The organism is Vibrio sp. zbq_1 (assembly GCF_043102935.1).
GTDB lineage: Bacteria > Pseudomonadota > Gammaproteobacteria > Enterobacterales > Vibrionaceae > Vibrio > Vibrio parahaemolyticus.
Genome location: NZ_JBICJH010000044.1, coordinates 233,727 through 259,548, shown reverse-complemented (window position 1 = coordinate 259,548; position 25,822 = coordinate 233,727). Strand labels below are relative to the sequence as shown.

Below are 25,822 nucleotides of genomic sequence, written 5' to 3'. Positions count from 1 at the left end.
TACCTCAGTGGCCGTAAGTTCTAGGTTTGGTGTAGTAGTCGATAAGCGGAACGCACATGTTGGCTAATAGAACCGCAAAGGCGACCCCATCAGGGAAGCCGCCCCAACTACGAATAATAAAGACAAGAGCACCGATTAGCGCACCAAAAATAAGGCGGCCTTTTACTGTGGTAGATGCCGATACTGGATCTGTCGCAATAAAGAACGCACCTAGCATGGTTGCGCCTGACAGCAGATGGAAGATTGGCGAAGCCGTCTCTCCCGGCGTGATAACGCTGAAAATAAGGCTAAACAGAGTCAAACTCGCGAGGAAGCCTGCTGGAATGTACCACTGAATGATGCGTTTTTTGATCATCACTAAGCCGCCAATCAGGTAGGCTATGTTCACCCACTGCCAGCCGATGCCAGCCAAGCCACCAAAGATCGGCTGTGAAAGCACTTCACTAGGGGTTGCTCCCGTGTGAATACCTGTTTTAAAGGCATCCAGTGGAGTTGCCATTGTTACACCATCAACACCAGCGCGAACTTGTTGCAATGAAAGACCGTCATAATCAAAACCAGTGAAAATCAAAGAGAGGGTATCTGCGAAATTCACATGGTCTGGAATCAACAGTGTTGGTGCACTCCAACTGGTCATTTGAACCGGGAAGGAAATCAAAAGTACAACGTAAGCGACCATTGCTGGGTTGAAGAGATTCTGTCCAATGCCGCCATAAAGATGTTTGGCAATCACAATCGCAAAAATTAAACCAATAACTATGATCCACCACGGAGACCAAGGTGGAATAGCAACGGCGAGTAGCCATGCGGTGACAATTGCACTGTTGTCTCGTAACGCTCTCATTGGCGAGCGTTTACGACAGATCATCACGAGTGCTTCAAGTGATACTGCAACGGCGATAGCAAAAATCAGCTGGATTAATGTGCCCCAACCAAAGTAGTAAGTTTGCGCTGCCAAGCCAGGGATAGCACATAAGGCTACCCATTTCATTAAGTCAGGCGTGCTGCGACGACTATGCGCATGCGGTGAACTGGCAATAAAAAACGACATTACTCGTTCTCCTCGGTATTATTTTTATTCGCGTCTTGTTGAGCTTTTCGCGCTTTTGCACGAGCAATAGCAGCAGCGACCGCGGCTTTCTTCGGATCTTCAGCTTGCTCTTGAGAAGCGGTTTCTTCAACAGGTTGAGATTCAGTCTCTTGTTGCGTTTTACGAGCTTTTGCACGAGCAATAGCAGCAGCGACTGCGCCTTTCTTCGGATCTTCGGCTGACTCTTGAGAAGCTGTTTCTGCAACAGGTTGAGATTCAGTCTCTTGTTGCGCTTTACGCGCTTTTGCACGAGCAATAGCAGCAGCGACTGCGGCTTTCTTCGGATCTTCGGTTGGCTCTTGAGAAGCAGTTTCTTCAACAGGTTGAGATTCAGTCTCTTGTTGCGCTTTGCGCGCTTTTGCACGAGCAATAGCGGCTGCAACTGCGGCTTTCTTCGGATCTTCGGTTGGCTCTTGAGAAGCAGTTTCTTCAACAGGTTGAGATTCAGTCTCTTGTTGCGCTTTACGCGCTTTTGCACGAGTAATAGCAGCAGCGACTGCGGCTTTCTTCGGATCTTCGCCAAGCTCTTGAGAAGCTGTTTCTGCAACAGGTTGAGATTCAGTCTCTTGTTGCGCTTTACGCGCTTTTGCACGAGCAATAGCGGCTGCAACTGCGGCTTTCTTCGGATCTTCGGCTGGCTCTTGAGAAGCTGTTTCTTCAACAGGTTGAGATTCAGTTTCTTGTTGTGCTTTACGTGCTTTTGCACGAGCAATAGCAGCAGTGACTGCAGCTTTCTTCGGATCTTCGGTTAGCTCTTGAGAAGCTGTTTCTTCAACAGGTTGAGATTCAGTTTCTTGTTGCGCTTTGCGCGCTTTTGCACGAGCAATAGCAGCGGCTACTGCAGCTTTTTTATCTTCTGGCTCTTCAGATGCGTTTTCTTCCTGCTGAGCTTTTTTCGCTTTCGCGCGCGCGATTGCTGCAGCAACTGCGGACTTTTTATCATCAGCATTGTTAGCAGGGGTTTCGCTTTGTTCTTTTTCTGCTTTACGTTCACGAGCAAGACGCTTGCGCTCTTCACGCAGTTTTGCCATTTCGGAGTTGTCAGGCTCAGTTGCACCAACTTTTGCTGCTGCGGCTTGCTTCGCTTTTGCTTTGGCAATGGCAGCCGCGACAGCAGGTTTAACTGCTGGCTCAGCTTTATTATCTTCGTTCGATTTTTGTGCTTTAACACGAGCAATGGCTGCGGCGATCGCATCATCACCACCGGTTGACTTCATCTCTTTTCGACGGTCATCCGCGGCTTTCTTGAAGCGGTTCTCACGTTCTGCTTTTTCGCGCTCCATACGCGCTTTTTTCTCTTCGAAGCGCAGTTTCGCGCGCTCTGCGGCTTCTGCTTCTTGAGTCCGAGTACGAATTTCTGCTTTTGCTTGGCGGTAATATTGCACCAGTGGAATTTCACTTGGACAAACAAACGCACAAGCGCCACACTCGATACAATCTTTTAGATTTAGTTCTTCTAGCTTGTCATATTCTTCGGCCTTGGCATGCCATTGAAGCTGCTGTGGCAGTAGAGATGCAGGACAAGCTTCTGCACATTGACCACAACGTATACATTCCATCTCGTATTGATGAGCTGAAATCTCGTGACGAGTCGGAGCTAAAATACAGTTCGCCGTTTTGGTGATAGGAACCTGTGAGTGGGGCAGGGTAAAGCCCATCATTGGTCCGCCCATGATCAAACGCTGAAGTTTTTTATCGGCTTTGTACCCGAATTCGTCGAGCAGTGCTTGAACTGGGGTACCCAAGAGCGCCCATACGTTTCGAGGCTGTTTAAAGGTTTTACCTGTTAACGTAACGACACGTTCGATCATTGGCTCGCCATCGATGATAGCGCGCTTAATTGAGTATAAAGAACCGACGTTTTGAACCAAGATGCCAATATCTGCAGGGATAGAGCCGCTAGGAACTTCCTTGTTGGTCAGAATCTTTATCAGCTGCTTTTCACCCCCCGATGGGTATTTCGTCGGGATTACTCGAATAACAATGTCCTTGTTCAGAGCGGCGCTTTCCAGCGCTTTAATGGCATCTGGCTTATTATCTTCGATACCAATGATCGTCAGTTTTGGCTTAAGGATATGTTCGACGATTTCAATACCCTGAATAAGCTCTTCGGCATGCTCCTGCATCAGTTTGTCATCGGCCGTGATGTACGGTTCACATTCTGCTGCATTCACAATCAGGATTTCTGTACGAGCAATGCCCGATTGGATCTTTTTCGCGGTAGGGAAGCCAGCACCACCCATCCCTGAAATGCCAGCAAGGCGAATAATGTCGATGAGTGCATCGGCGGATTCTTGAGTGTAGTCAGCGATAGGTGACTTTTCACACCAAGTATCTTGGCCGTCAGGAGTGATGACGGCGCACAATTCGCTCAAACCAGAAGGGTGAGCCACCGTTCGAGGCTCGATGGCAGTAATAGTGCCAGAAGTTGGCGCATGTACGGGTACTGTAAACCCAGTTTCTGATTGGGTTAAAGCTTGTCCTTTTAAAACGTGCTCACCAACAGAGACCAACAAGTTACCCGCTTTACCAATGTGCTGTTTCAGCGGAAGAATGATTTCAGCGGGAATGGATGCTCGCACTAAGTCGGCTTTATTGGATTGTTTTTTGTTTTCTGCCGGATGCACACCGCCTGGGAAGTCCCAAAGCGAGCCAGTACGAATTTGTTCAATCAAAGACAACATACGAAACCTTACTTAATTGAATCTTTCACGTTCGCTGCATCGCTGGCAGCATCCGTAATGTTAACCACTGGGATGGCGTTAAGTTGCCACTTCCAGCTATCTGTGGTGGTTTCCACAGGAATCATTTCAATACAATCGGTTGGACATGGCGCGACACACAAGTCGCAGCCTGTACATTCGTCTTTGATGACCGTGTGAACGGCTTTTGTCCCACCAACAATCGCATCAACAGGACAAGCTTGAATACACTTAGTACAACCGATACACATATCTTCGTGAATGAAGGCAACGGTCGGTACTTTGCTGTCTAGATCGTGTGCCGACTCTTCAGGTTCCACACCCATTAAGTCTGCGAGTTTTTCGATGGTTGCTTGACCGCCGGGAGGACACTTATTGATGTTGTCTCCATTCGCAATCGCTTCTGCGTATGGTCGACAGCCTGGATAACCACATTGGCCACATTGTGTTTGTGGAAGAATCGCGTCGATTTGATCCACGATAGGATCCGCTTCAACTTTAAAACGAATAGAAGCAAAACCAAGAATGGCGCCAAAAATCGCAGCAAGCACAGCGAGTGCGATGATCGCAATTAAAATCGTACTCATTGTTTACTTCACCAAACCTGTAAAGCCCATGAAAGCAAGCGACATTAAACCCGCAGTGATCATTGCAATCGATGCACCTTTAAATGGAACCGGCACGTCAGCCGCAGCGATACGCTCACGCATAGAAGCAAAAAGGATCAATACAAGTGAGAAACCGACGGCTGCACCAAAACCATAAATGATAGATTCGATGAAGTTATGATTCTCATTGATGTTGAGAAGTGCAACACCCAATACGGCACAGTTGGTCGTGATCAGTGGTAAGAAGATACCAAGCAAGCGATAAAGGGTCGGGCTAGTTTTGTGTACAACCATCTCGGTGAACTGTACCACGACAGCGATCACCAAAATAAAGCTCATGGTTCTTAAGTACTCGATACCGAGCGGTCGCAAGATATAGCTTTCCACTAAGTACGCACACACAGATGCGAGGGTTAGCACAAAAGTGGTTGCTAACCCCATGCCTATTGCTGTTTCCAGTTTTTTAGACACGCCCATAAATGGACACAAGCCCAAAAACTTCACCAGTACAAAGTTGTTCACCAGCACAGTGCCGACCAACAACAAAACATATTCGGTCATAGTTATTACGTTCTTAAAATCCGATCCCAATATTATCGTGTTTTGTGACACCAATAACAACCAGTGAACGATGTGGTTTTATACACATGGCTGAAAAATAACCGTCAATGTGAGTTAGATAGATGAATTTGTATCGGAATTAATAGTTTGGTGAATAATTTGTTGGGGGAATGAGAGCTAACGAAAAGTCGCGAATCCTGAGTGGCCCATGTGAACGATTGAGTTGACCTCTGATACTTAGCAAGTGGATAGAAGTTTTAAGCCGATTTTTTGACGATTAAAAACGAAAAAAGCTCAGTTTTTCAACTGAGCTTTTTTCTTGAATTTGGCTCCCCCTGCAAGACTTGAACTTGCGACATACGGATTAACAGTCCGCCGTTCTACCGACTGAACTAAGGGGGAATTGCTTTGCTTGAAAGCGGGACGAATCTTACCGAGCACTAAAACTAGTGTCAACAGTAAAAAAATACATTTTTTTGAAAAAATTCTGCTTAAAGCGCTTTACTTTTTTGTAGTGCTTGCCAGTAAAGGGCTAGAGTTACTTATCCACTAAAATTGTGGATAAGTGTGTTGATGAGATCTGAGTAAAGATCTTTTATATGCAACGTGGTTTGTTTTGTGTGCATTTTTAGTCAGTTTTATGCGCAAAATAGGCAAATGAAACAGTGATTTATTGAGTGAGTGGGTAAAATATTCAAAGTGGATAAAAGATGAGCTTTTGGGGATAACGAGCTTTTTAGAGAAGTTTTGGGGAAAAGTTGTGGAAACTATAAGTTGATATTAGAGGAGTGTTTATCAACTAGGGCGAAGTACTATATCAGAGCGACTCGAATAAGGCTATAGCCATATAGACAAAGTACAAAAATTATTAACAATGAGTGAGAAAAATCATTTAGGCATAGATTTCGTTTACTAAGGTGTATATATATACAGCGCAGAAGTGGTAACACAGCCTAACGTAGTAAAGGCAGTAAAGATTGAGGAAGGGTATGAGTAAAGTTTATGAACTGGTCTCTGAGTATCAGCCATCAGGTGACCAGCCAACCGCGATTAAGCAATTATTAGAAGGCTTAGATGCGGGGTTGGCGCATCAGACGCTTTTAGGTGTAACGGGTTCTGGTAAAACGTTCACGCTAGCGAATGTGATTGCTCAAGCACAGCGTCCTGCAATTTTACTGGCGCCAAATAAAACCCTCGCGGCTCAGTTGTATGGGGAAATGAAATCGTTCTTTCCTAACAATGCGGTCGAGTATTTTGTGTCTTACTACGACTACTACCAACCAGAAGCGTACGTGCCTACAACTGACACCTTTATTGAAAAAGATGCGTCAGTGAACGCTCACATTGAGCAAATGCGTTTGTCTGCCACCAAAGCTTTACTAGAACGAAAAGACGCCATCATCGTCGCTTCTGTCTCGGCCATTTATGGTTTGGGTGATCCGGAGTCGTATTTACAGATGATGCTGCACTTACGCCGTGGTGACGTGATCGATCAGCGTGACATGCTTCGTCGTCTAGCGGAACTCCAATACTCGCGTAATGATGTCGCTTTTGAACGCGGTCAGTTCCGTGTTCGCGGCGAAGTGATTGACATATTCCCAGCCGAGTCTGACCAAGATGCTGTGCGCGTTGAAATGTTTGATGATGAAGTGGATTGCATCAGTGTGTTCGACCCATTGACGGGTGTCGTGAAACAAAGAGATTTGCCGCGTTACACGGTTTACCCGAAAACGCACTACGTGACGCCCCGCGACCGTATTCTCGAAGCGATAGAAAGCATCAAAGTTGAGCTCGAAGTACGCAAGAAACAATTACTAGAGAATAACAAGCTAATAGAAGAGCAGCGCATTAGCCAGCGTACACAGTTTGATATCGAGATGATGAATGAGCTCGGTTTCTGCTCTGGTATCGAAAACTACTCACGTTATCTCAGTGGTCGTTCTGAGGGTGAGCCGCCTCCAACCTTGTTCGATTACTTGCCTCATGATGGTTTGCTTATCATCGATGAGTCCCACGTGACTGTACCGCAGATTGGTGCGATGTATAAAGGTGACCGTTCACGTAAAGAAACTCTGGTTGAGTTTGGTTTCCGCTTACCATCGGCGTTGGACAACCGTCCTCTAAAATTTGAAGAATTTGAGTCTCTTGCTCCGCAAACTATTTTCGTCTCGGCGACGCCGGGTAATTATGAGCTAGAGAAATCGGCAGGTGAAATTGCGGATCAAGTCGTGCGTCCTACCGGCTTGCTGGATCCAATACTCGAAGTTCGACCAGTCGCGACTCAGGTCGATGATCTGTTGTCTGAAATTCGTATTCGTGCCGCCAAAGAGGAACGTGTTCTTGTTACGACTCTGACCAAACGAATGGCGGAAGATTTAACGGAATATCTGCATGAGCATGATGTTCGTGTTCGTTATCTTCACTCCGACATCGACACGGTAGAGCGCGTCGAGATCATTCGAGATTTGCGCTTAGGTGAGTTCGATGTCTTAGTGGGTATCAACTTGCTTCGAGAAGGTTTGGATATGCCGGAAGTCTCGCTGGTGGCAATTTTGGATGCCGACAAAGAAGGTTTCTTGCGTTCAGAACGTTCACTCATTCAGACGATAGGTCGTGCTGCACGAAACATTGAGGGTAAAGCGATTCTCTATGCGGATAGCATTACAAAATCGATGAAAAAAGCGATGGATGAAACCAATCGTCGTCGTGAGAAGCAGCAAGCGTACAACGAGAAAATAGGCATTACGCCGCAAGCGTTAAAACGTAATATCAAGGATATTATGGAATTGGGCGACATTACTAAGTCCAAACGTCAACGCAATACTAAGCAAGTGCCACTGTCTAAAGTCGCTGAACCATCTCAAACTTACGAAGTGATGTCTCCACAACAATTGGAGAAGGAAATCAGTCGACTAGAAGCGGCGATGTACCAACATGCTCAGGATCTGGAATTCGAGCTTGCGGCTGAGAAGCGTGATGAAATAGAAAAACTGCGTGCGCAATTCATCGCGAATAGCTAGTTAACACGAAAAGCTGTTTCTAAAGAGATACTTGGAATAGGCAAAAAAAGAAGCCAATAGGCAGTCGGGTCTATTGGCTTGTTTTGTGAACATATCGTTCACTAACAACGTCAGTTGGCTAGGTGACCCGAGGGGTCGCTAATATATCAGCATGCTTTATGCCACTTTTTAACCTATTGATATCATTTTTGATTCTATTATCATTAACCGTAACTTTGCTAATGTTATTTGCAAAATGCAAAGCGTAATGCGATTATTGTTTAAAACACAACAAAATATTAGCTAGGTTATGCAACAAAAAACTGAAGGCCAAAAATCTCGTTACCTTCTGATGGTTGAGGATACAGCATCGGTTGCGGCGTTATACCGCTCGTACCTCACGCCGTTAGGGATCGACATTAATATTGTCGGTACAGGTAGAGATGCCATTGAAAGTCTCAATCATCGAATTCCAGATCTTATTCTTCTCGATCTTCGTCTGCCTGATATGACGGGGATGGATGTTTTGCACGCCGTTAAAAAGAGTCATCCAGATGTGCCGATCATTTTCATGACGGCTCATGGCTCTATCGATACAGCGGTAGAAGCGATGCGTCATGGCTCTCAAGACTTTTTGATCAAACCGTGTGAAGCAGACCGTCTGCGTGTTACGGTCAACAACGCAATTCGCAAAGCAACTAAGCTAAAAAATGAAGCAGATAATCCGGGTAATCAGAATTACCAAGGTTTTATCGGCAGCAGCCAAACCATGCAGCAGGTCTATCGCACCATTGACTCTGCCGCTAGCAGTAAAGCGAGTATCTTTATTACTGGTGAAAGTGGTACGGGTAAAGAGGTATGCGCAGAAGCCATCCACGCTGCAAGCAAACGTGGTGATAAGCCGTTTATTGCCATCAACTGTGCGGCCATACCTAAAGACTTAATCGAAAGTGAACTATTTGGTCACGTAAAAGGGGCATTTACTGGTGCGGCAAATGACCGTCAAGGTGCCGCTGAGTTAGCCGATGGTGGCACGTTGTTCCTCGATGAATTGTGTGAAATGGATTTGGACCTACAAACCAAATTATTGCGATTCATCCAAACCGGTACGTTCCAGAAAGTGGGCTCTTCAAAAATGAAGAGTGTGGATGTGCGTTTCGTTTGTGCGACCAACCGAGACCCTTGGAAAGAAGTTCAAGAAGGGCGTTTCCGCGAAGACTTATACTACCGTTTATACGTGATTCCTTTGCATCTTCCGCCTCTTCGCGAACGTGGTGAAGATGTGATTGAAATTGCGTACTCACTGTTAGGCTATATGTCTCATGAAGAGGGCAAAAACTTTGTCCGCTTTTCTCAAGAAGTGATTGATCGCTTTAACAGTTATGAGTGGCCGGGTAACGTCCGACAACTACAAAACGTATTGCGTAATATCGTGGTGCTTAACAACGGCAAAGAAATTACGTTAGATATGTTGCCACCGCCGCTGAATCAACCATTAGATAGGCCATCTGTATCTAAACTGATTGAGCCAAAAGCGATGACTGTTTCAGAGATCATGCCGCTATGGATGACAGAGAAAATGGCGATTGAACAAGCGATTGAGGCGTGTGACGGTAATATTCCAAGAGCCGCTGGGTATCTTGATGTCAGTCCGTCAACGATTTACCGCAAACTACAAGCATGGAATGGTAAAGAAGAGCGGCAGAAGGTGTAAGCATGACGATATTGAATCAACAAAAAATAGATGAACTGTCGATGGAAATCGGCAGTGATAACGTGCCTGTTTTGCTCGATATTTTTTTGGGTGAGATGGATACGTACATCGACAACTTGTCGCAGTTAGAAGGTTCAGAGCGCTTAGTGTATTTGAAAGAGATCAGCCATGCGCTAAAAAGCAGTGCTGCGAGTTTCGGAGCCGACAGTTTGTGTGAGTTAGCGATGTCTATCGATAAAAAAGCCAAATCTGGTGAGTTAGTTGAACAGGGTAGTGAGGTTAACACTATGCTTGAACGCTTGAATGAAACACGCGACGCGTATCGCTCTTGGACTCAATAAAGCCTTTACTTTTTAAACACAAAGCCCTTCCATATTGGAAGGGCTTTGTCGTATCAACGTAGGCAGTCTCAAGTGGCTACTTAGTGAGTAGTTGGTTTTCTATCGCTGCTTTCAACTTATCTCGGTCGTGACGCCAATCTCGGTTGGTTGAGGCTAATGATTCGGTAACGACGTTCCATTGTTCCAACACTTTCTGGTCCGTTTCTTCGGCAAGGACGACATCGATTCTTCGTCCTTGGCACGCACGTTCACACCATTCCAGCTTTTGCGCCATCGACATTCGACCTGCTGGGCCGTATTCAGGGCTGAGGTTAGCAACGAATATCACCTTCGCTTTTCGGTTTGCTGCAATGGCTTTGCCCAGCTCAGGCAATAACAGTGGCGGCATAATACTGGTGAGGAAACTGCCTGGGCCAAGAATGATTGCATCGGCTTCTGCCAGAGCAGTAACGGCTTCTTTAGTGGCTGGAACTTCTGGTGAAAGATCTAAGCGACGTAAGTCGGTTTCCATCTCATCCACATTGGTTTCACCTGTGACCCATTGACCGTTCACTGAAAGCGCAGACAAATCCGAAGGGTGCTCTGACATTGGCAGAATATTGACATCAACCTTAAGCATGTTTCGGATCAGATTGATTGCATCCAGCGGTCGAACCGACAAGTTATCCAATGCTGTTAGCATCAAATTGCCAAGGTTGTGGCCGTCCAGCTCTCCCGTACCTTTAAAGCGGTATTCGAACATCATCGAACTGATAGATGGTTCAGTGATTAGCTGGTTGATGCAGTTTCTGGTGTCTCCCCAAGCGATGCCACCTTGGCAGTGACGAATACGCCCAGTTGAACCACCATTGTCGGTTGTGGCAACAATGCCCGTAGCATTACTGCCAAAGTCTTTTAAAGCGGCTAACATTCGACCTAAGCCATGACCACCGCCAACAGCGACCACTTTCTTATCCGTATAGATATTCATTACGTTCTTCTAATAATGTTGTAAAAAACGGCTACAATTTAACTTAATGAGTGTCCTAACGGTACTCACTAAGCGGTAATTTGTGTCTCTAGAGAGTTTTTTATCACTCAAGTCTGGATTCCATTACAAATATTAAGTATTTTACACCGCAAAGCTATCAGGGGTTATCCCTCTGGTTGCCATAACTCCGAGCTCACTATGCTAAGTCCGAGGATAAGCATCTTGAGCCAGTGACATACTGTCACAAGGGCATGATTGGAAATGGCCATGCCTCCCGTGTTTGGAAAGGTGTTCCGTGGCGCAACAATTCGAAGACAAATTTCATCGTAAGTTTTATTACTTGCGTCTGTCTGTGACCGACGTATGTAATTTCAAATGTACCTATTGCCTTCCTGATGGTTACAAACCATCGGGCAACAAAAACTCGTCTTTTTTATCTCTTCCTGAAATCAAACGGGTCGTAAAAGCGTTTGCTGATTGTGGCACGTCAAAAGTGCGCATTACTGGCGGTGAGCCAAGCTTGCGCAAAGATTTCACTGACATCATTCATTCTGTCGCAACGACGCCAGGCATCAAAAAGGTGGCGACGACGACCAACGGCTACAGAATGGCGAAGCAAGTTGCAGACTGGCGTGAAGCCGGTTTAACAAACATCAATGTGAGTGTCGATAGCCTCGACCCTCGAATGTTCCATCAGATTACTGGTGAAAACAAGTTCGCTGAAGTCATGAATGGTATCGAGCGTGCGTTCGAAGTCGGTTATGAGCAGGTTAAAGTTAATGTGGTGTTGATGAAAGATCTGAACCATCACGAGCTACCCGCATTTCTTAACTGGATCAAAGACCGTCCAATCCAATTGCGCTTTATTGAGCTAATGCAAACGGGCGAGATGGATGACCTATTTTCAAAGCATCATGTTTCTGGTGTTGCGATTCGTAATCAACTGATTGCGAACGGCTGGTTACTGAAAGTGCGTTCGCACAATGATGGCCCCGCTCAGGTGTTCGTTCACCCAGATTACAAAGGTGAAATTGGTCTTATCATGCCTTATGAAAAAGACTTTTGTGAAAGCTGTAACCGTCTGCGTGTTTCTGCGCTGGGTAAGCTGCACCTTTGTTTGTTTGGTGAACATGGCGTGGAACTGCGTGATTTATTGGAGCGTGATGACCAAGAAAACGAGTTGATTGAACGTATCCAATCGCAGCTGCAAACAAAGTCCGTAAGCCACTTCTTACACGATGGCAATACTGGTATGACGCCGCATCTTGCGTCTATCGGCGGCTAACTTTATTCAATTTTTTAGAGAGAGCTTGGTGCTAAGCTGGCTCTAACTTTTTCCGAATCGATACCAAGCGTATCAAAGCTAATTTAGAGAATAGGTGAACAAATGGGTCACGCTGAAAGCAAATTTCAACCTGCAAATATTGCCGTTCTAACGGTATCTGACACACGTACTGAAGAAAACGATACCTCTGGTCGTTACCTTGTTGAACACGCTCAAGAAGCGGGTCACAACGTAGTAGACAAACAAATCGTTATTGATGACATGTACAAGATCCGCGCGATCGTTTCTCAATGGATTGCCGATGAAAACGTCCAAGTGATCATGATCACTGGCGGTACAGGTTTTACCTCACGCGATAGCACGCCAGAAGCACTTAAGCCTCTATTTGATAAAGAAGTGGAAGGTTTTGGTGAGTTGTTCCGTATGGTGTCGTATGAAGAAATCGGTACGTCTACCATTCAGTCTCGTGCGATTGCAGGTTTTGCTAACCACACCGTGATCTTCGCAATGCCAGGTTCAACTGGTGCGTGTCGTACAGGCTGGACAAAAATTATTAAACAGCAGTTGGATGCAAGTCATCGCCCTTGTAACTTCATGCCACACCTATCTGTATAACCTTTCCTAAAAGCGAAGGAAAAACAATGACCCAATTTACACACATTAATGCATCTGGCGAAGCGAACATGGTCGATGTGTCTGCAAAAGCAGAAACCGTGCGTGAAGCTCGCGCTGAAGCATTTATACACATGGCTCCAGAAACCTTGCAACTTATTGTCTCTGGCCAGCACCACAAAGGTGATGTGTTCGCAACGGCTCGTATTGCTGGTATTCAAGCAGCGAAGAAAACATGGGATTTGATTCCACTTTGTCATCCGCTACTGCTTTCTAAAGTTGAAGTTCAACTGGAAGCTATCGAAGCAGAAAACAAAGTTCGCATCGAATCTGTATGTAAACTTGCGGGTAAAACTGGTGTCGAAATGGAAGCGCTCACTGCAGCTTCCGTCGCTGCACTAACGATTTACGATATGTGTAAAGCAGTACAAAAAGACATGGTCATTGGTCAAGTTCGTCTATTAGAGAAGACGGGTGGCAAATCTGGACATTTCAAGGCGGAATCATGATTAAAGTACTCTTCTTTGCTCAAACCCGCGAGCTAGTGGGTATCGACAGCGTTGATTTGGACGGCCAGTTCGATACGGTCGAAGCCGTTCGCGCACATCTTGTCGAAGCGGGCGCAGAAAAAGCAGGCAAGTGGGATTTGGCGCTTGAGCCAGGCAAGCTGCTTGCTGCAGTGAACCAATCGATCGTCCCACTGGATACACAAGTAAAAGCGGGTGACGAAGTTGCGTTTTTCCCACCGGTAACGGGAGGCTAAGATGGATCCTCGTGTTTCTGTACAAGTTGAAGACTTTTCTGTTGATCAAGAATATCAACGCTTGTCGGAAGGCACTGCTGCTGGTGCGGTCGTGACTTTTATCGGTAAAGTCAGAGATATGAACCTTGGTGACAACGTGATTGGCTTGCACCTAGAGCATTATCCGGGGATGACGGAAAAGAGCTTGAGCGATATTTGTGATGAAGCGGAAGCTCGCTGGCCACTGCTTGGCGTGCGTGTGATTCATCGTGTGGGTGATATGGACAGCGGCGACCAAATTGTATTTGTGGGCGTTTCCAGTGCGCACCGCGGCGCGGCATTTGATGCGTGCGAGTTCATTATGGACTATCTGAAAACCAAAGCACCGTTTTGGAAAAAAGAGCGCACAACTAACGAAGATCGTTGGATTGAATCGCGCGACACTGATCATCAAGCAGCGCAGCGCTGGGAAAAATAGAACCTGCCACTCGTTTTGACAAAAAATAAAAAGCTAAGTGTTAATCGCACTTAGCTTTTTTGTATTTCGCTATTTGTTCAACCATATTGAAACGGTTCAATACTGCGATTCTTATCTTCGAAAACACCCGTATTTTATCTCGGTGATATTGTTCACAATAAAAAATATCGAGCAATATATAAACGATTATTTGTTAGACTTTATTTGTCACAAATGTTAAATAATATGCAAATATCTAGCATAAGATGCTAACAAATAGTTTGAATTCAGAGTAATTGAAAGTTTTGGCTGATAAATGTCAGTTACAGTCTTCATTTTACTAGTGAATGCTTTTGTATTGGAGTTTATTGCTAGATATGTGCGGTTATTACAGAATTATTAGTTTTTTTGCTACATTTTTATGGCAAATTACTTCAATGATTGCTAATGTGTGCCGCAGTCTCTGTAAGGTTTTAGGCTTTTGTGCTCAGAAAGTGCACTAAAAAAATCTAAAACGCTGACCGTTCCAGTCCCTTATAGAGAAGTCATGGATGCTAACGAAAAAACTTGGAGTTTTACGCATGTATAAGAATAAAATCACGCGCGCTTTATTTATTGGTGCTGGTCTTTCTCTTGCCCTAGCGGGTTGTGGCGACAATAAGCCAGAAGAAAAACAGGCGGCTCAGCCAGCACCTGCACCAGAAGCAAAAACTGATTCTTCAGAACCGAAACTAGCAGCAGTTCAAGAATTGGTGCGTGGTAACGGTACAGAAGTTGCGACAATAGACCCTCACAAATCTCAAGGTGTTCCTGAATCTCACGTGATTCGCGACCTACTTGAAGGCCTAGTAAACCAAGACGCAGACGGTAACACTATCCCAGGTGTTGCAGAATCTTGGGAAACTGAAGACAACAAAACATACACTTTCCACCTACGCAAAGACGCGAAATGGTCAAACGGCGATCCTGTAACAGCAGGTGACTTCGTTTACAGTTTCCAACGTGCTGTCGACCCTGCAACGGCTTCTCCATACGCTTGGTACATGGAATACACCAAGATGAAGAATGCGAAAGACATCGTTGCTGGCAAAAAAGACAAGAGCGAGCTGGGTGTTAAAGCTGTGGATGACCACACTCTAGTGGTAGAGCTAGATACAGCTGTACCTTACTTCGTGATGATGATGGGCCACACAACAGTGAAGCCTGTTCACCAAGCGACAGTAGAGAAGTTCGGCGATCAATGGACGAAGCCAGAGAACTTTGTTGGTAACGGTGCTTATGTTGTTGACAACTGGGTTGTGAACGAGCGTCTAGTATTGAAGCGTAACGAGCAATACTGGGACAACGAAAACACCACACTAGAGAAAGTTACTTTCCTACCGATTGAAAACCAAGTTGCAGAAATGAACCGCTTCCTAGCGGGTGAAATCGACTTCACGAACGAACTGCCAACAGAGCACTTCAAGCGTCTGAAGAAAGAGCACCCACAAGAAGTATCTGTGACGGGTAACCTATGTACTTACTACTACATCTTCAACACGAAGAAAGCTCCGTTTGATGATGTACGTGTTCGTCAAGCTATCTCTTACGCGATTGACCGTAATATCGTAACTGATGCGATTTTAGCTCAAGGTCAAAAACCAGCTTACTTCCTAACGCCAGAAATCACAGCAGGTTTCAACCCAGAAATTCCTGCTTACGGCAAGATGACGCAAGAAGAGCGTAACGCAGAAGCGGCTCGTCTATTGGAAGAAGCAGGCTACGGCGCAGATAATCCACTTAAGTTTAACCTTCTTTACAACACGTCTGAGAACCACAAGAAAATTGCGGTTGCTCTAGGCTCTATGTGGAAGAAAACACTTGGTCTAGATGTAACGCTAGAAAACCAAGAGTGGAAAACATACCTATCAACAAAAGACTCAGGTAACTTCGAAGTTGCTCGTGCTGGTTGGTGTGGTGACTACAACGAAGCTTCGTCATTCTTGACTCTAATGATGAGCAACAACACCACTGGTGGTATTCACTACGACAGCAAAGAATATGATGCAATTATGAATAAAGCGTTCAGCTCTACGTCAAACGAAGAGCGTCAGGCGCTTTACCTAGAAGCTGAGAAGCTAATGGCGAAGGACATGCCAATTGCACCTATCTACCAGTACGTGAAATCACGTCTACTATCTACGAAAGTGGGTGGCTTCCCATCAAACAACGCGGAAGAAAAGATCTACTCTAAAGATCTCTACATCACTGAGTAAATCTTCAATCAGATAGAACTATAAAAATTAGGCTCTGCATGTGAGAAATTGCATGTAGCGCCTATGTTCAGTCCAAAATAAATCGGACTATTCTTTTTCATTTAAATTGTCACAGACTGAAAGAGTGAGTTTATGCTTAAATTCATCGCAAAAAGGATATTTGAGGCGATCCCAACAATGTTGGTTTTGATCACCGTATCTTTCTTTCTTATGCGTTTTGCACCGGGAAACCCTTTCTCGACAGAACGTCCACTACCGCCAGAAGTTATGGCGAACATTGAAGCGAAATACGGCCTTGATAAGCCAGTATTCGAGCAATACACAACGTATTTGACCAACGTTCTGCAAGGTGATTTTGGTCCATCGTTTAAATACCTAGATTACACAGTAAACGAGTTGATCGCCGTTGCTCTGCCAGTGTCAGCGAAAGTGGGTTTTATCGCCTTCATCTTTACGTTGATCATGGGCGTGACGGTCGGGACGATAGCGGCTCTCAAGCAGAATACGTGGGTTGACTACACCATAATGTCGACCGCGATGCTGGGTGTGGTTATGCCGTCGTTCGTATTGGCGCCAGCTCTGATTTACCTATTCTCTCTACATTGGCACATTTTCCCTGCGGGTGGTTGGCAAGATGGTAGCTGGCAGTTTTTAGTGTTGCCGGTTATTGGTATGTCATTGCTTTACGTTGCAACGTTTGCTCGTATTACTCGCGGTTCAATGATTGAGACACTAAACAGTAACTTTATCCGCACCGCTCGTGCTAAAGGTCTGAGTTACCGTTACATCATCATCAAACATGCTCTTAAACCAGCACTTCTTCCTGTTGTTTCATACATGGGTCCTGCTTTCGTAGGCATCATCACGGGTTCTGTTGTTATCGAAACCATCTTTGGTTTGCCGGGCATCGGTAAGCTATTCGTTAACGCTGCATTTAACCGTGACTACTCGCTAGTAATGGGTGTAACCATTCTGATTGGTTTCCTATTTATCTTATTCAACGCGATTGTAGATATTCTACTTGCAATGATTGACCCGAAAATTCGCTACTAACAGGGAAGTTTGGTTATGTTGACGAAAAAAGAAAACCTAGAAGCGATTGAAAAATTCTCTGAGAACTTAGAGATTGAAGGTCGCAGTCTTTGGCAAGATGCTCGTATCCGCTTTATGCGTAACAAAGCGGCGATGGTGAGCTTATTTATTCTTGTTTTAATGACGTTGGCGGTAATTGTTCTGCCGATGATCGCTCCTTATGCGTTTGACGATACTGACTGGTATGCAATGCACGTTGCGCCAAACTCTGAACATTGGTTTGGTACCGACAGTCTAGGCCGAGATTTGTACGTGCGTACTCTAATCGGCGGCCGTATCTCGTTAATGGTTGGCGTGATGGGTGCGTTCGTAGCGGTATTGATTGGTACACTTTACGGTGCGGCTTCTGGCTTCATTGGCGGTAAAGTTGACCGCATTATGATGCGTATTCTAGAAATCTTGTACGCTGTACCGTTCATGTTCCTAGTTATCGTACTTGTTACCTTCTTCGGCCGTAACATCATTCTTATCTTCGTTGCGATTGGTGCAATCGCCTGGTTGGATATGGCGCGTATCGTACGTGGTCAGACACTCAGCCTACGTAGTAAAGAGTTCATCGAAGCGGCGCACGTTTGTGGTGTAAGTAATTGGAAGATCATTACTCGCCATATCGTACCGAACGTATTAGGTATTGTAGCGGTTTACTCTACGCTTCTAATTCCGAGCATGATTCTGACCGAATCATTCCTATCATTCCTTGGTCTTGGTGTTCAGGAACCAATGACAAGTTGGGGCGCACTTCTACAAGAAGGTGCACAGACAATGGAAGTAGCAATTTGGCAGTTGGCATTCCCAGCGGCGTTCATGGTTGTGACTCTATTCTGCTTCAACTACGTTGGTGACGGCCTGCGCGACGCGCTGGATCCAAAAGACAGATAATTAAAAGATAAGATTAAGGAAGCAATGATGAGCTTATTAGATGTCAAAGATCTGCGTGTCGAATTTACCACCCAAGATGGTATTGTAACCGCAGTAAACGATTTGAACTTTTCTCTGAAGCAGGGCGAAACTCTCGGTATCGTGGGTGAATCTGGTTCAGGTAAATCACAAACTGTATTCGCAATCATGGGTCTACTGGCGAAAAACGGCAAGATCTCAGGCAGTGCGAAATTTGAAGGTCGAGAAATTCTTAACCTTCCAGAAAAAGAGCTGAACAAAGTTCGTGCTGAACAGATCGCGATGATCTTCCAAGACCCAATGACGTCACTGAACCCTTACATGAAAGTCAGTGACCAGTTGATGGAAGTGCTAATGCTGCACAAAGGCATGGGCAAAGCAGAAGCGTTTGAAGAATCAGTACGTATGCTGGAAGCAGTAAAAATCCCTGAAGCACGTAAGCGTATTACCATGTATCCGCACGAGTTCTCTGGCGGTATGCGTCAGCGTGTAATGATTGCGATGGCGCTATTGTGCCGTCCTAAACTGCTGATTGCGGATGAACCAACAACCGCGTTGGACGTAACCGTTCAGGCACAGATCATGGACTTGTTGAACGAGCTGAAATCCGAGTTCAACACTGCAATCATTATGATCACCCACGACCTAGGTGTTGTTGCTGGTTCATGTGACAAAGTGCTTGTGATGTACGCAGGTCGTACGATGGAGTACGGCAACGTAAACGAAATTTTCTACAACCCAAGCCACCCTTATGCGGAAGGTCTGTTAAAGGCGATCCCTCGTCTGGATACAGAAGGCGAAATTCTGCCAACCATTCCTGGCAATCCACCAAACTTGCTGCGTCTACCACCGGGCTGCCCTTACCAAGAGCGTTGTCATCGTGTGATGGACCGCTGTAAGCGTGAGGCACCAATCTTGACGCCATTTGGTGATGGTCGTCAGCGTGCATGTTTTTCTGAATGGGAGGCTTGGAACAAATGAGCGCAGATAAAAAGTTAATTCTGGATGTATCTGATCTGAAAGTTCACTTCAGCATCGCATCAAAATCAGCGTGGCCTTGGTCAAAACCTTCCAGCCTAAAAGCGGTAGATGGCGTAAATGTGCGCCTCTATGAAGGGGAAACGCTTGGCGTAGTAGGTGAGTCAGGTTGTGGTAAATCGACCTTCGCACGTGCCATCATTGGACTTGTTGAAGCGACCGATGGCGAAGTGGTTTGGTTAGGCCAAGACCTCACCAAAATGAAAGATGTACAGCGCCGTGAAACGCGTAAAGAAATCCAGATGATTTTCCAAGATCCTTTGGCTTCTCTTAACCCGCGTATGACCGTTGGCGACATCATCGCTGAGCCGCTAGAAACGTTCTATCCAGAACTGTCTAAGCAAGAAGTGAAAGACCGCGTTAAAGAGATGATGGCGAAAGTTGGTCTATTGCCAAACGTAATCAACCGTTACCCGCATGAATTCTCAGGTGGTCAGTGTCAGCGTATCGGTATCGCACGCGCACTTATCCTTAAGCCAAAAATGATCATCTGTGACGAACCAGTTTCGGCGCTAGACGTATCGATTCAGGCTCAAGTCGTTAACCTTCTGAAAGAGCTGCAAAAAGAGCTAGGACTTTCTTTGGTGTTTATCGCACACGATTTGTCAGTGGTGAAACATATCTCTGATCGTGTTCTCGTGATGTATTTGGGTAACGCGGTAGAGTTAGGCGAAGCGGATGCGCTATTTGCAGACCCTAAGCACCCTTATACGCGTGCGCTGATGTCGGCGGTTCCAATCCCAGACCCAGAGCTAGAACGCAATAAAACCATCCAAATGTTGGAAGGGGATCTGCCATCACCAATCAATCCTCCTTCAGGTTGTGTGTTCCGTACTCGTTGCCCTCAAGCGACAGAAGAGTGTGCAAAAACCAAACCTACGATTGAAGGTACAGACATTCACGCGGTTTCTTGTATTCACGTGAGCGTGTAACCACCAAATGTTAGGTTAAGTAAATTCAGCCTGTGACGGGCTTAAGCGCGATTCCTTTTAATAGGGTCGCGCTTTTTTTATGCTCACGTTCTTTGAACATGAATTTCAATGCTCATTCGAATTTCTTGAACAAGATGTCCTAAGCGTGATGATTTTCTGTTTCTTATGAATCTCTAATATAAAGGGAGACATAAGAAATAGGAGAGCAATCATGGGTAAGTTGGTCGAAGGCGTATGGCACGATGTGTGGTATGACACAAAAGCGAATGGCGGGAAGTTCGTTCGTGAAGACGCAGGATTTCGTGACTGGATTAAAAATGATTCAGAGGCGGTATTCCAACCAGAATCTGGCCGTTACCATTTGTATGTTTCTCTCGCGTGCCCTTGGGCACATCGAACGCTTATCTTCCGTAAGTTGAAAGGTCTAGAGCCACACATTGATGTGACGGTTGTTTGCCCTGATATGCTCAGTCAAGGTTGGCAAATGGGTTTACCTGAGCCACTGTTTGGTCATACACGTATGCACCAAATCTACACTCAAGCGAAACCTGACTACACTGGGCGTGTTACGGTGCCAGTTTTATGGGACAAAAAGACCAACACCATCGTGTCGAATGAATCGTCAGAGATCATTCGTATGTTTAACTCCGCATTTAACGATCTCACGGGCAATCATGACGATTATTATCCCGAGCCACTACGCGGTGTGATTGATGAATGGAATGATTACATCTATCCAAACGTGAATAATGGGGTGTACCGTTGCGGTTTTGCTACTTCACAAGAAGCGTATGAAGAGGCTTTTGAATCATTGTTTTCGGCCTTAGATAAAATTGATGCCCATCTGGCGACCCATCGCTATCTAGCAGGCAATAAAATTACGGAAGCCGATTGGCGTTTGTTCACCACGTTAGTGCGTTTTGATGCCGTGTATGTTGGGCACTTCAAGTGTAATAAACAACGCATTGCCGATTACGTCAATATTCAGGGTTATCTGAAAGAGTTGTATCAGATTGACAGTATCGCCGATACCACCGATTTCTATCATATTAAGCGCCATTATTACTTCAGTCACACAGGGATTAATCCAACGCAAGTGGTGCCTAAAGGGCCTGATTTAGACTTTAGTTCTCCTCACCAAAGAGAAATGATCGGTTAGTTTGTAACGGTTCATCCAATACAAAAGCCCTTAACGACGTACTGCGTTGTTAAGGGCTTTTATTTACGCTAAGTACTAGGACCAGTAGGGGCAATTTTTAAATATATGCTCGCCTTATTTAGCGCGGACGATGTCCATTACCAACTTACCGTCAACCTTTACTGGGCCATCTTCTTTGGCTCCGAGTGAATACTCAAATACGCCCGTCTTCATTCCACCTTTTTCTCCGTGGACCATTAGCATTAGCATGTCACCGGACTCAACCGGTTCCATCAAAATTGCATTCACGTTCTCATTTTGTCCCATTTTAAGCGGAGCATAGCCGATCACGGGGCCTGGCTTCATCGATTCATCTGTTCGATGTACAACCATCCAGCCGTTTTCGTCAGCATGAGCCATTTTTGCCGTTACCGTGCCCGCGGACATATCTTGATCTGCGCCTTCAATACTTGGAGAGGAAAAACTAAATGCAGAAAAACTGAACAGACATGCAGCTAAACCAAACTTTAGAAATGAGTTGTTGATGGAGTTGTTCATATGTATTCCTTACTTATGTGTGAGATTGCGTAATTGCATTCCATCTTCGTTACGTAGTTTCTCGTAAGAAAGTTCAGATGATATGAAAATAATGCCGATAAATTGAACGGGAGAGGGAAAATCGCTCCGTATTATTGAGCTCTGGTGATAGTTAAAAGCCAGGACAAGACTCGCTGGTAAGGCAGGAACGGTGGCCAGTTTCAGATTATCTTCTTGTCGTCACAGCTTCTTACCAATATTCAAATAAACTAATGATATGACAACCGCTTTTTAACGGGGTGATGCATGGATATCAACGAGTTTGCGACTGGCGAGCATCTTATCTGGAATCTGCTTATTGCCTTGCTATTGGGTGCGATTATCGGGACACAGCGCGGCTGGGTGATGCGAAATAGTGTTGAAGGTAGTCGTGTTGCTGGTATTCGTACGTTCTCTCTTGTCGGGTTACTTGGTGGTCTTGTCGCGATTCTTGCGGATCTCTATTCTCCTTTATTGCTTGGTTTTGCCTTGATTGCGTTGGTGATATTGGCGTGTATCGCGTTTGTCATGCAGCAGAAGAAGAGTCGCGATATCAGTATTACTGGCGTGGTTAGCTTGTTGGTGACGTTTGTGTTGGGCAGTTTAGCTGTGTCGGGAGAAGCGGTGCTTGCGGCATCTGCAGCTGTGATTACCGCAGTGGTGCTCGACAACAAGCGAGAACTTCACCAAGCGTTGCAAAAATTACAGGAATACGAGCTAGATGCAGCGCTCCGGTTGCTGATTATCTCCATCGTGTTATTGCCGCTTCTTCCAAATCAATCCTATGGCCCTTGGAACGCTCTTAACCCTTACGAGATTTGGTGGATGGTTGTGTTGATTGCCAGTATTTCGTTTGTGGGCTATTTCGCAATCAAAATCGGTGGGGCGAAACGTGGCATATTGTTCACCTCCATTTTTGCAGGTTTAAGTTCTTCGACGGCGTTAACACTGCAGTTTTCCCATCTTTCTCGGGAGCAAGCCAATATCAGCCCATTGCTTGCTAGTGGCATACTCCTGAGTTGCGGCACCATGTTTCCTCGGCTGTTGATTATTCTGTTTGTGATTAATCCTCAACTTGTCTCGTTACTATGGCCGATTGTGATGGCCATGATGGCGGCGCTGTATTTGCCTGCTTGGTGGATATGGCGGCGGAGTGAAGTGGAACAGATCGAACAATCGAACAAACAGAGCAACCCACTCGCACTGCAATCGGCGCTGTTTTTTGGGATGATGCTGGCGGTGATTATGCTGCTGTCACATGCGCTAGCTGAGTGGTTCGGTAATGCAGGTGTCTTAATTTTATCGGCCCTTTCAGGGATTACGGATGTAGACGCAATTTCCTTGGCGCTTGGTCGTCAGAGCATCCAAATATTGAGCGTAACCACCGCCGCGCTGGGTATCTTAATTGCAGCATCGGTCAATACCATTGTTAAGATGAGTATGGTTGTCGCGATAGGAGACAAAAAATTATGGCTTAGGGTCGCGCCTGTGATGGTGGGATGTGTTGCCGTTGGGGCACTGATGTTCTTTGTCTTGTATTGAGTATCTGTTTTCTAAACCGTGTGTCTTGAACAACAAAAAAGCCCTCGACGAATCGAGGGCTTTGACTATTCATTCAAGCAGAGAAAAGAATTACTTCTGTTCTTGAGTTGCTTGGATTGCTGTTAGAGCGATGGTGTACACGATATCGTCTACTAGCGCGCCACGAGACAAGTCGTTTACTGGCTTGCGCATACCTTGCAGCATTGGACCGATAGATACTAGGTCTGCTGAACGTTGTACCGCTTTGTAAGTCGTGTTACCAGTGTTTAGGTCTGGGAATACGAATACTGTCGCTTTACCTGCAACTGGAGAGTTTGGTGCTTTAGAAGCAGCAACGTTTTCCATGATCGCAGCGTCGTACTGTAGAGGACCGTCGATGATAAGATCAGGACGTTTCTCTTGAGCCAGTTTTGTTGCTTCACGTACTTTATCAACGTCTGCACCCTTACCAGATTCACCAGTAGAGTAAGAGATCATTGCAACGCGTGGTTCGATACCGAATGCTGCTGCAGAGTCAGCAGATTGGATAGCGATTTCAGCAAGTTGTTCAGCTGTTGGATCTGGGTTGATTGCACAGTCACCGTATACCAGTACTTGATCAGGCAGAAGCATGAAGAATACTGAAGATACGATAGACGCGTTTGGTGCAGTCTTGATGATTTGGAACGGAGGAACGATAGTGTTCGCCGTAGTGTGAACCGCACCAGAAACTAGGCCGTCAACTTCGTTGTTCTCAAGCATCATTGTGCCAAGGAATACTGAATCTTGTAGTTTCTCACGAGCTACAACTTCAGTCATACCTTTCGCGCCACGTAGCTCAACTAGACGAGCAACGTAGTTTTCGCGAATAGCATCAGCGTCAATGATTTGAACGCCAGCACCTAGCTCAACACCTTGCTGCGCTGCAACGCGTTTGATTTCTGCTGGGTTACCTAGAAGCACACATTCTGCAATGCCGCGCTCTGCACAGATAGCCGCTGCTTTCACTGTACGTGGCTCATCACCTTCAGGAAGAACGATGCGCTTACCTGCTTTACGAGCAAGTTCAGTTAACTGGTAACGGAATGCAGGTGGGCTTAGACGACGAGATTTTTGAGTACCTTCCGTCATTGACTCGATCCAGTTACCGTCGATGTGACCAGCAACGTGCTCGTTAATGAACTCGATACGCTCTTTGTCGTCTGCAGGTACTTCAATGCTGAAGCTCTGTAGGTTTAGAGAAGTCTGCCAAGTGTTACCTTGTGCTTTGAAGATAGGTAGACCAGTTTCGAATGCTGGCTTACATAGACCTTCGATCTCACGTGGGATGTCGTAACCGCCAGTTAGCAGTACAGCACCGATATCAACGCCGTTCATTGCCGCTAGAGAAGCTGCAACGATTACGTCTGGACGGTCTGCAGAAGTAACAAGTAGAGAACCTGGTTTGAAGTGCTCAATCATGTTTGGCAGAGAACGTGCACAGAACGTGATGCTCTTGATGCGACGAGTGTTGATGTCACCTTCGTTGATGATATCTGCTTTCAGGTGCTTCGCCATGTCGATTGCACGAGTAGCAATAAGATCGATGCTCCATGGCACGCAACCTAGTACACGAATTGGAGAAGTGTTGAAGATTTCCATCACTTTCATTTCGTTTTGCTTCGCGCTATCTGCATCGTCAAAGATTTCAGATAGGTCAGGGCGAGTACGGCCAGCTTCGTCAACAGGTGCGTTTAGCTTGTTGATGATAACGCCAGAGATGTTTTTGTTCTTAGTACCGCCGAAGTTAGAACATGCTACTTCGATGCGCTCTTTAAGTTGAGCTGGGTTATCAGTGCCTGGAGTAGCCACTAGAACAATTTCTGCGCCAAGTGTTGCTGCGATTTCAGCGTTCACTTGGTTAGCGAATGGGTGCTTACGAGTTGGTACTAGACCTTCGATAAGTGTTACATCCGCATCTTTATTGATTTGGTTGTAACGCTCAACAACAGTTTCTAGTAGCTCGTCCATGTTGTCGTTACCGATTAGGCTCTCAGCAACAGACATCGCCATAGGTTCACCGATCTTCATATCGCTGTTGTGGCCAACGATAGTAGAAGTCAGATCAGGTTGATCACCACCAGAACGTGGTTGAGAAATTGGTTTGTAGAAAGAAACCTTAACGCCTTTGCGCTCCATTGCGCGAAGAACACCCATGCTTACGCTAGTTAGACCAACACCAGCACTTGCAGGGATAAGCATAATAGTACGAGACATTCGTAGAGTACCTTTAGCTATTGGGGGATAAAAGCT

At 45.7% G+C, this 25,822-nt stretch carries 22 protein-coding genes, 1 tRNA gene and 1 riboswitch; of the genes, 15 read left to right on the top strand and 8 right to left on the bottom strand.

The features are described from left to right. Positions 1 to 4 precede the first annotated feature (4 nt). From rsxD to ACF8CV_RS23500, 5 genes are all read right to left on the bottom strand, one after another. The gene (gene rsxD, locus ACF8CV_RS23520) at positions 5 to 1,051 is read right to left on the bottom strand and encodes an electron transport complex subunit RsxD (protein WP_005480820.1); all 1,047 of its coding nucleotides are present in this window, start codon (positions 1,049 to 1,051) and stop codon (positions 5 to 7) included. Beyond that, the gene (gene rsxC, locus ACF8CV_RS23515; protein ID WP_193236075.1) at positions 1,051 to 3,774 is read right to left on the bottom strand and encodes an electron transport complex subunit RsxC; all 2,724 of its coding nucleotides are present in this window, start codon (positions 3,772 to 3,774) and stop codon (positions 1,051 to 1,053) included. Before rsxC ends, rsxD begins: the two co-directional genes overlap by 1 nt. A gap of 8 nt (positions 3,775 to 3,782) precedes the next feature. Further along, on the bottom strand, positions 3,783 to 4,379 hold the full coding sequence (rsxB, locus tag ACF8CV_RS23510) for an electron transport complex subunit RsxB (RefSeq protein WP_005480813.1): 597 nt from the start codon (positions 4,377 to 4,379) through the stop codon (positions 3,783 to 3,785). A gap of 3 nt (positions 4,380 to 4,382) precedes the next feature. After that, on the bottom strand, positions 4,383 to 4,961 hold the full coding sequence (gene rsxA, locus ACF8CV_RS23505) for an electron transport complex subunit RsxA (RefSeq protein WP_005380762.1): 579 nt from the start codon (positions 4,959 to 4,961) through the stop codon (positions 4,383 to 4,385). Between the two features lie 326 nt (positions 4,962 to 5,287). Then, a tRNA-Asn gene (locus tag ACF8CV_RS23500) sits at positions 5,288 to 5,363 on the bottom strand. Between the two features lie 587 nt (positions 5,364 to 5,950). Here ACF8CV_RS23500 and uvrB point away from each other — a divergent pair. From uvrB to luxU, 3 genes are all read left to right on the top strand, one after another. Then, positions 5,951 to 7,981, top strand: coding sequence for an excinuclease ABC subunit UvrB (gene uvrB, locus ACF8CV_RS23495; RefSeq protein WP_140052707.1), 2,031 nt, complete (start codon positions 5,951 to 5,953; stop codon positions 7,979 to 7,981). A gap of 289 nt (positions 7,982 to 8,270) precedes the next feature. Continuing rightward, complete coding sequence (gene luxO / locus ACF8CV_RS23490; protein ID WP_005461534.1) at positions 8,271 to 9,674, top strand: quorum-sensing sigma-54 dependent transcriptional regulator LuxO; 1,404 nt, start codon at positions 8,271 to 8,273, stop codon at positions 9,672 to 9,674. Between the two features lie 2 nt (positions 9,675 to 9,676). Next, positions 9,677 to 10,015, top strand: a complete 339-nt coding sequence (luxU, locus tag ACF8CV_RS23485; protein WP_021449858.1) for a quorum-sensing phosphorelay protein LuxU — start codon at positions 9,677 to 9,679, stop codon at positions 10,013 to 10,015. 76 nt (positions 10,016 to 10,091) lie between these two features. Here luxU and ACF8CV_RS23480 read toward each other — a convergent pair whose 3' ends face one another. Further along, positions 10,092 to 10,985, bottom strand: a complete 894-nt coding sequence (locus ACF8CV_RS23480; protein WP_005494500.1) for a YvcK family protein — start codon at positions 10,983 to 10,985, stop codon at positions 10,092 to 10,094. Positions 10,986 to 11,158: 173 nt separating this feature from the next. Next, positions 11,159 to 11,292, top strand: a riboswitch (molybdenum cofactor riboswitch). On the opposite strand from ACF8CV_RS23480, the gene moaA reads away from it, so the two are divergent. From moaA to ACF8CV_RS23425, 11 genes are all read left to right on the top strand, one after another. After that, complete coding sequence (gene moaA / locus ACF8CV_RS23475; RefSeq protein ID WP_005494502.1) at positions 11,281 to 12,270, top strand: GTP 3',8-cyclase MoaA; 990 nt, start codon at positions 11,281 to 11,283, stop codon at positions 12,268 to 12,270. (Overlaps the previous riboswitch by 12 nt.) A gap of 102 nt (positions 12,271 to 12,372) precedes the next feature. Next, entirely contained in the window at positions 12,373 to 12,885 is a 513-nt protein-coding gene (gene moaB / locus ACF8CV_RS23470) for a molybdenum cofactor biosynthesis protein B (protein WP_138937594.1), read from the top strand. 26 nt (positions 12,886 to 12,911) lie between these two features. Further along, positions 12,912 to 13,391 (top strand): cyclic pyranopterin monophosphate synthase MoaC, encoded by a 480-nt coding sequence (gene moaC, locus ACF8CV_RS23465; RefSeq protein WP_005488247.1) that lies wholly within the window; start codon positions 12,912 to 12,914, stop codon positions 13,389 to 13,391. After that, positions 13,388 to 13,645 carry a molybdopterin synthase sulfur carrier subunit gene (moaD, locus tag ACF8CV_RS23460; RefSeq protein ID WP_005461535.1) on the top strand — a complete coding sequence of 86 codons (258 nt, stop codon included), beginning with the start codon at positions 13,388 to 13,390 and terminating at the stop codon, positions 13,643 to 13,645. Before moaC ends, moaD begins: the two co-directional genes overlap by 4 nt. Before the next feature lies 1 nt (position 13,646). Further along, complete coding sequence (moaE, locus tag ACF8CV_RS23455; protein WP_005461480.1) at positions 13,647 to 14,102, top strand: molybdopterin synthase catalytic subunit MoaE; 456 nt, start codon at positions 13,647 to 13,649, stop codon at positions 14,100 to 14,102. A gap of 560 nt (positions 14,103 to 14,662) precedes the next feature. Beyond that, positions 14,663 to 16,336, top strand: coding sequence for an ABC transporter substrate-binding protein (locus ACF8CV_RS23450; RefSeq protein WP_005461499.1), 1,674 nt, complete (start codon positions 14,663 to 14,665; stop codon positions 16,334 to 16,336). 132 nt (positions 16,337 to 16,468) lie between these two features. Beyond that, a complete protein-coding gene (gene oppB, locus ACF8CV_RS23445) occupies positions 16,469 to 17,389 on the top strand; it encodes an oligopeptide ABC transporter permease OppB (protein ID WP_005461536.1) in 921 nt (306 codons plus the stop codon). Between the two features lie 15 nt (positions 17,390 to 17,404). Continuing rightward, entirely contained in the window at positions 17,405 to 18,307 is a 903-nt protein-coding gene (gene oppC / locus ACF8CV_RS23440) for an oligopeptide ABC transporter permease OppC (RefSeq protein WP_005482423.1), read from the top strand. A 27-nt stretch (positions 18,308 to 18,334) separates the two neighbouring features. Beyond that, positions 18,335 to 19,306, top strand: coding sequence for an ABC transporter ATP-binding protein (locus ACF8CV_RS23435; RefSeq protein WP_015297053.1), 972 nt, complete (start codon positions 18,335 to 18,337; stop codon positions 19,304 to 19,306). Then, positions 19,303 to 20,295 (top strand): murein tripeptide/oligopeptide ABC transporter ATP binding protein OppF, encoded by a 993-nt coding sequence (gene oppF / locus ACF8CV_RS23430; RefSeq protein WP_017447834.1) that lies wholly within the window; start codon positions 19,303 to 19,305, stop codon positions 20,293 to 20,295. Before ACF8CV_RS23435 ends, oppF begins: the two co-directional genes overlap by 4 nt. 211 nt (positions 20,296 to 20,506) lie before the next feature. Beyond that, positions 20,507 to 21,454, top strand: coding sequence for a glutathione S-transferase family protein (locus ACF8CV_RS23425; RefSeq protein ID WP_025521815.1), 948 nt, complete (start codon positions 20,507 to 20,509; stop codon positions 21,452 to 21,454). 114 nt (positions 21,455 to 21,568) lie between these two features. Here ACF8CV_RS23425 and ACF8CV_RS23420 read toward each other — a convergent pair whose 3' ends face one another. Continuing rightward, entirely contained in the window at positions 21,569 to 21,991 is a 423-nt protein-coding gene (locus ACF8CV_RS23420; RefSeq protein WP_017447836.1) for a hypothetical protein, read from the bottom strand. A gap of 285 nt (positions 21,992 to 22,276) precedes the next feature. Here ACF8CV_RS23420 and ACF8CV_RS23415 point away from each other — a divergent pair, with 285 nt between their 5' ends. Continuing rightward, a complete protein-coding gene (locus ACF8CV_RS23415) occupies positions 22,277 to 23,551 on the top strand; it encodes an MgtC/SapB family protein (protein ID WP_020838701.1) in 1,275 nt (424 codons plus the stop codon). A gap of 90 nt (positions 23,552 to 23,641) precedes the next feature. Here ACF8CV_RS23415 and pta read toward each other — a convergent pair whose 3' ends face one another. Then, a complete protein-coding gene (gene pta / locus ACF8CV_RS23410; RefSeq protein WP_005461502.1) occupies positions 23,642 to 25,786 on the bottom strand; it encodes a phosphate acetyltransferase in 2,145 nt (714 codons plus the stop codon). Positions 25,787 to 25,822: the final 36 nt, after the last annotated feature.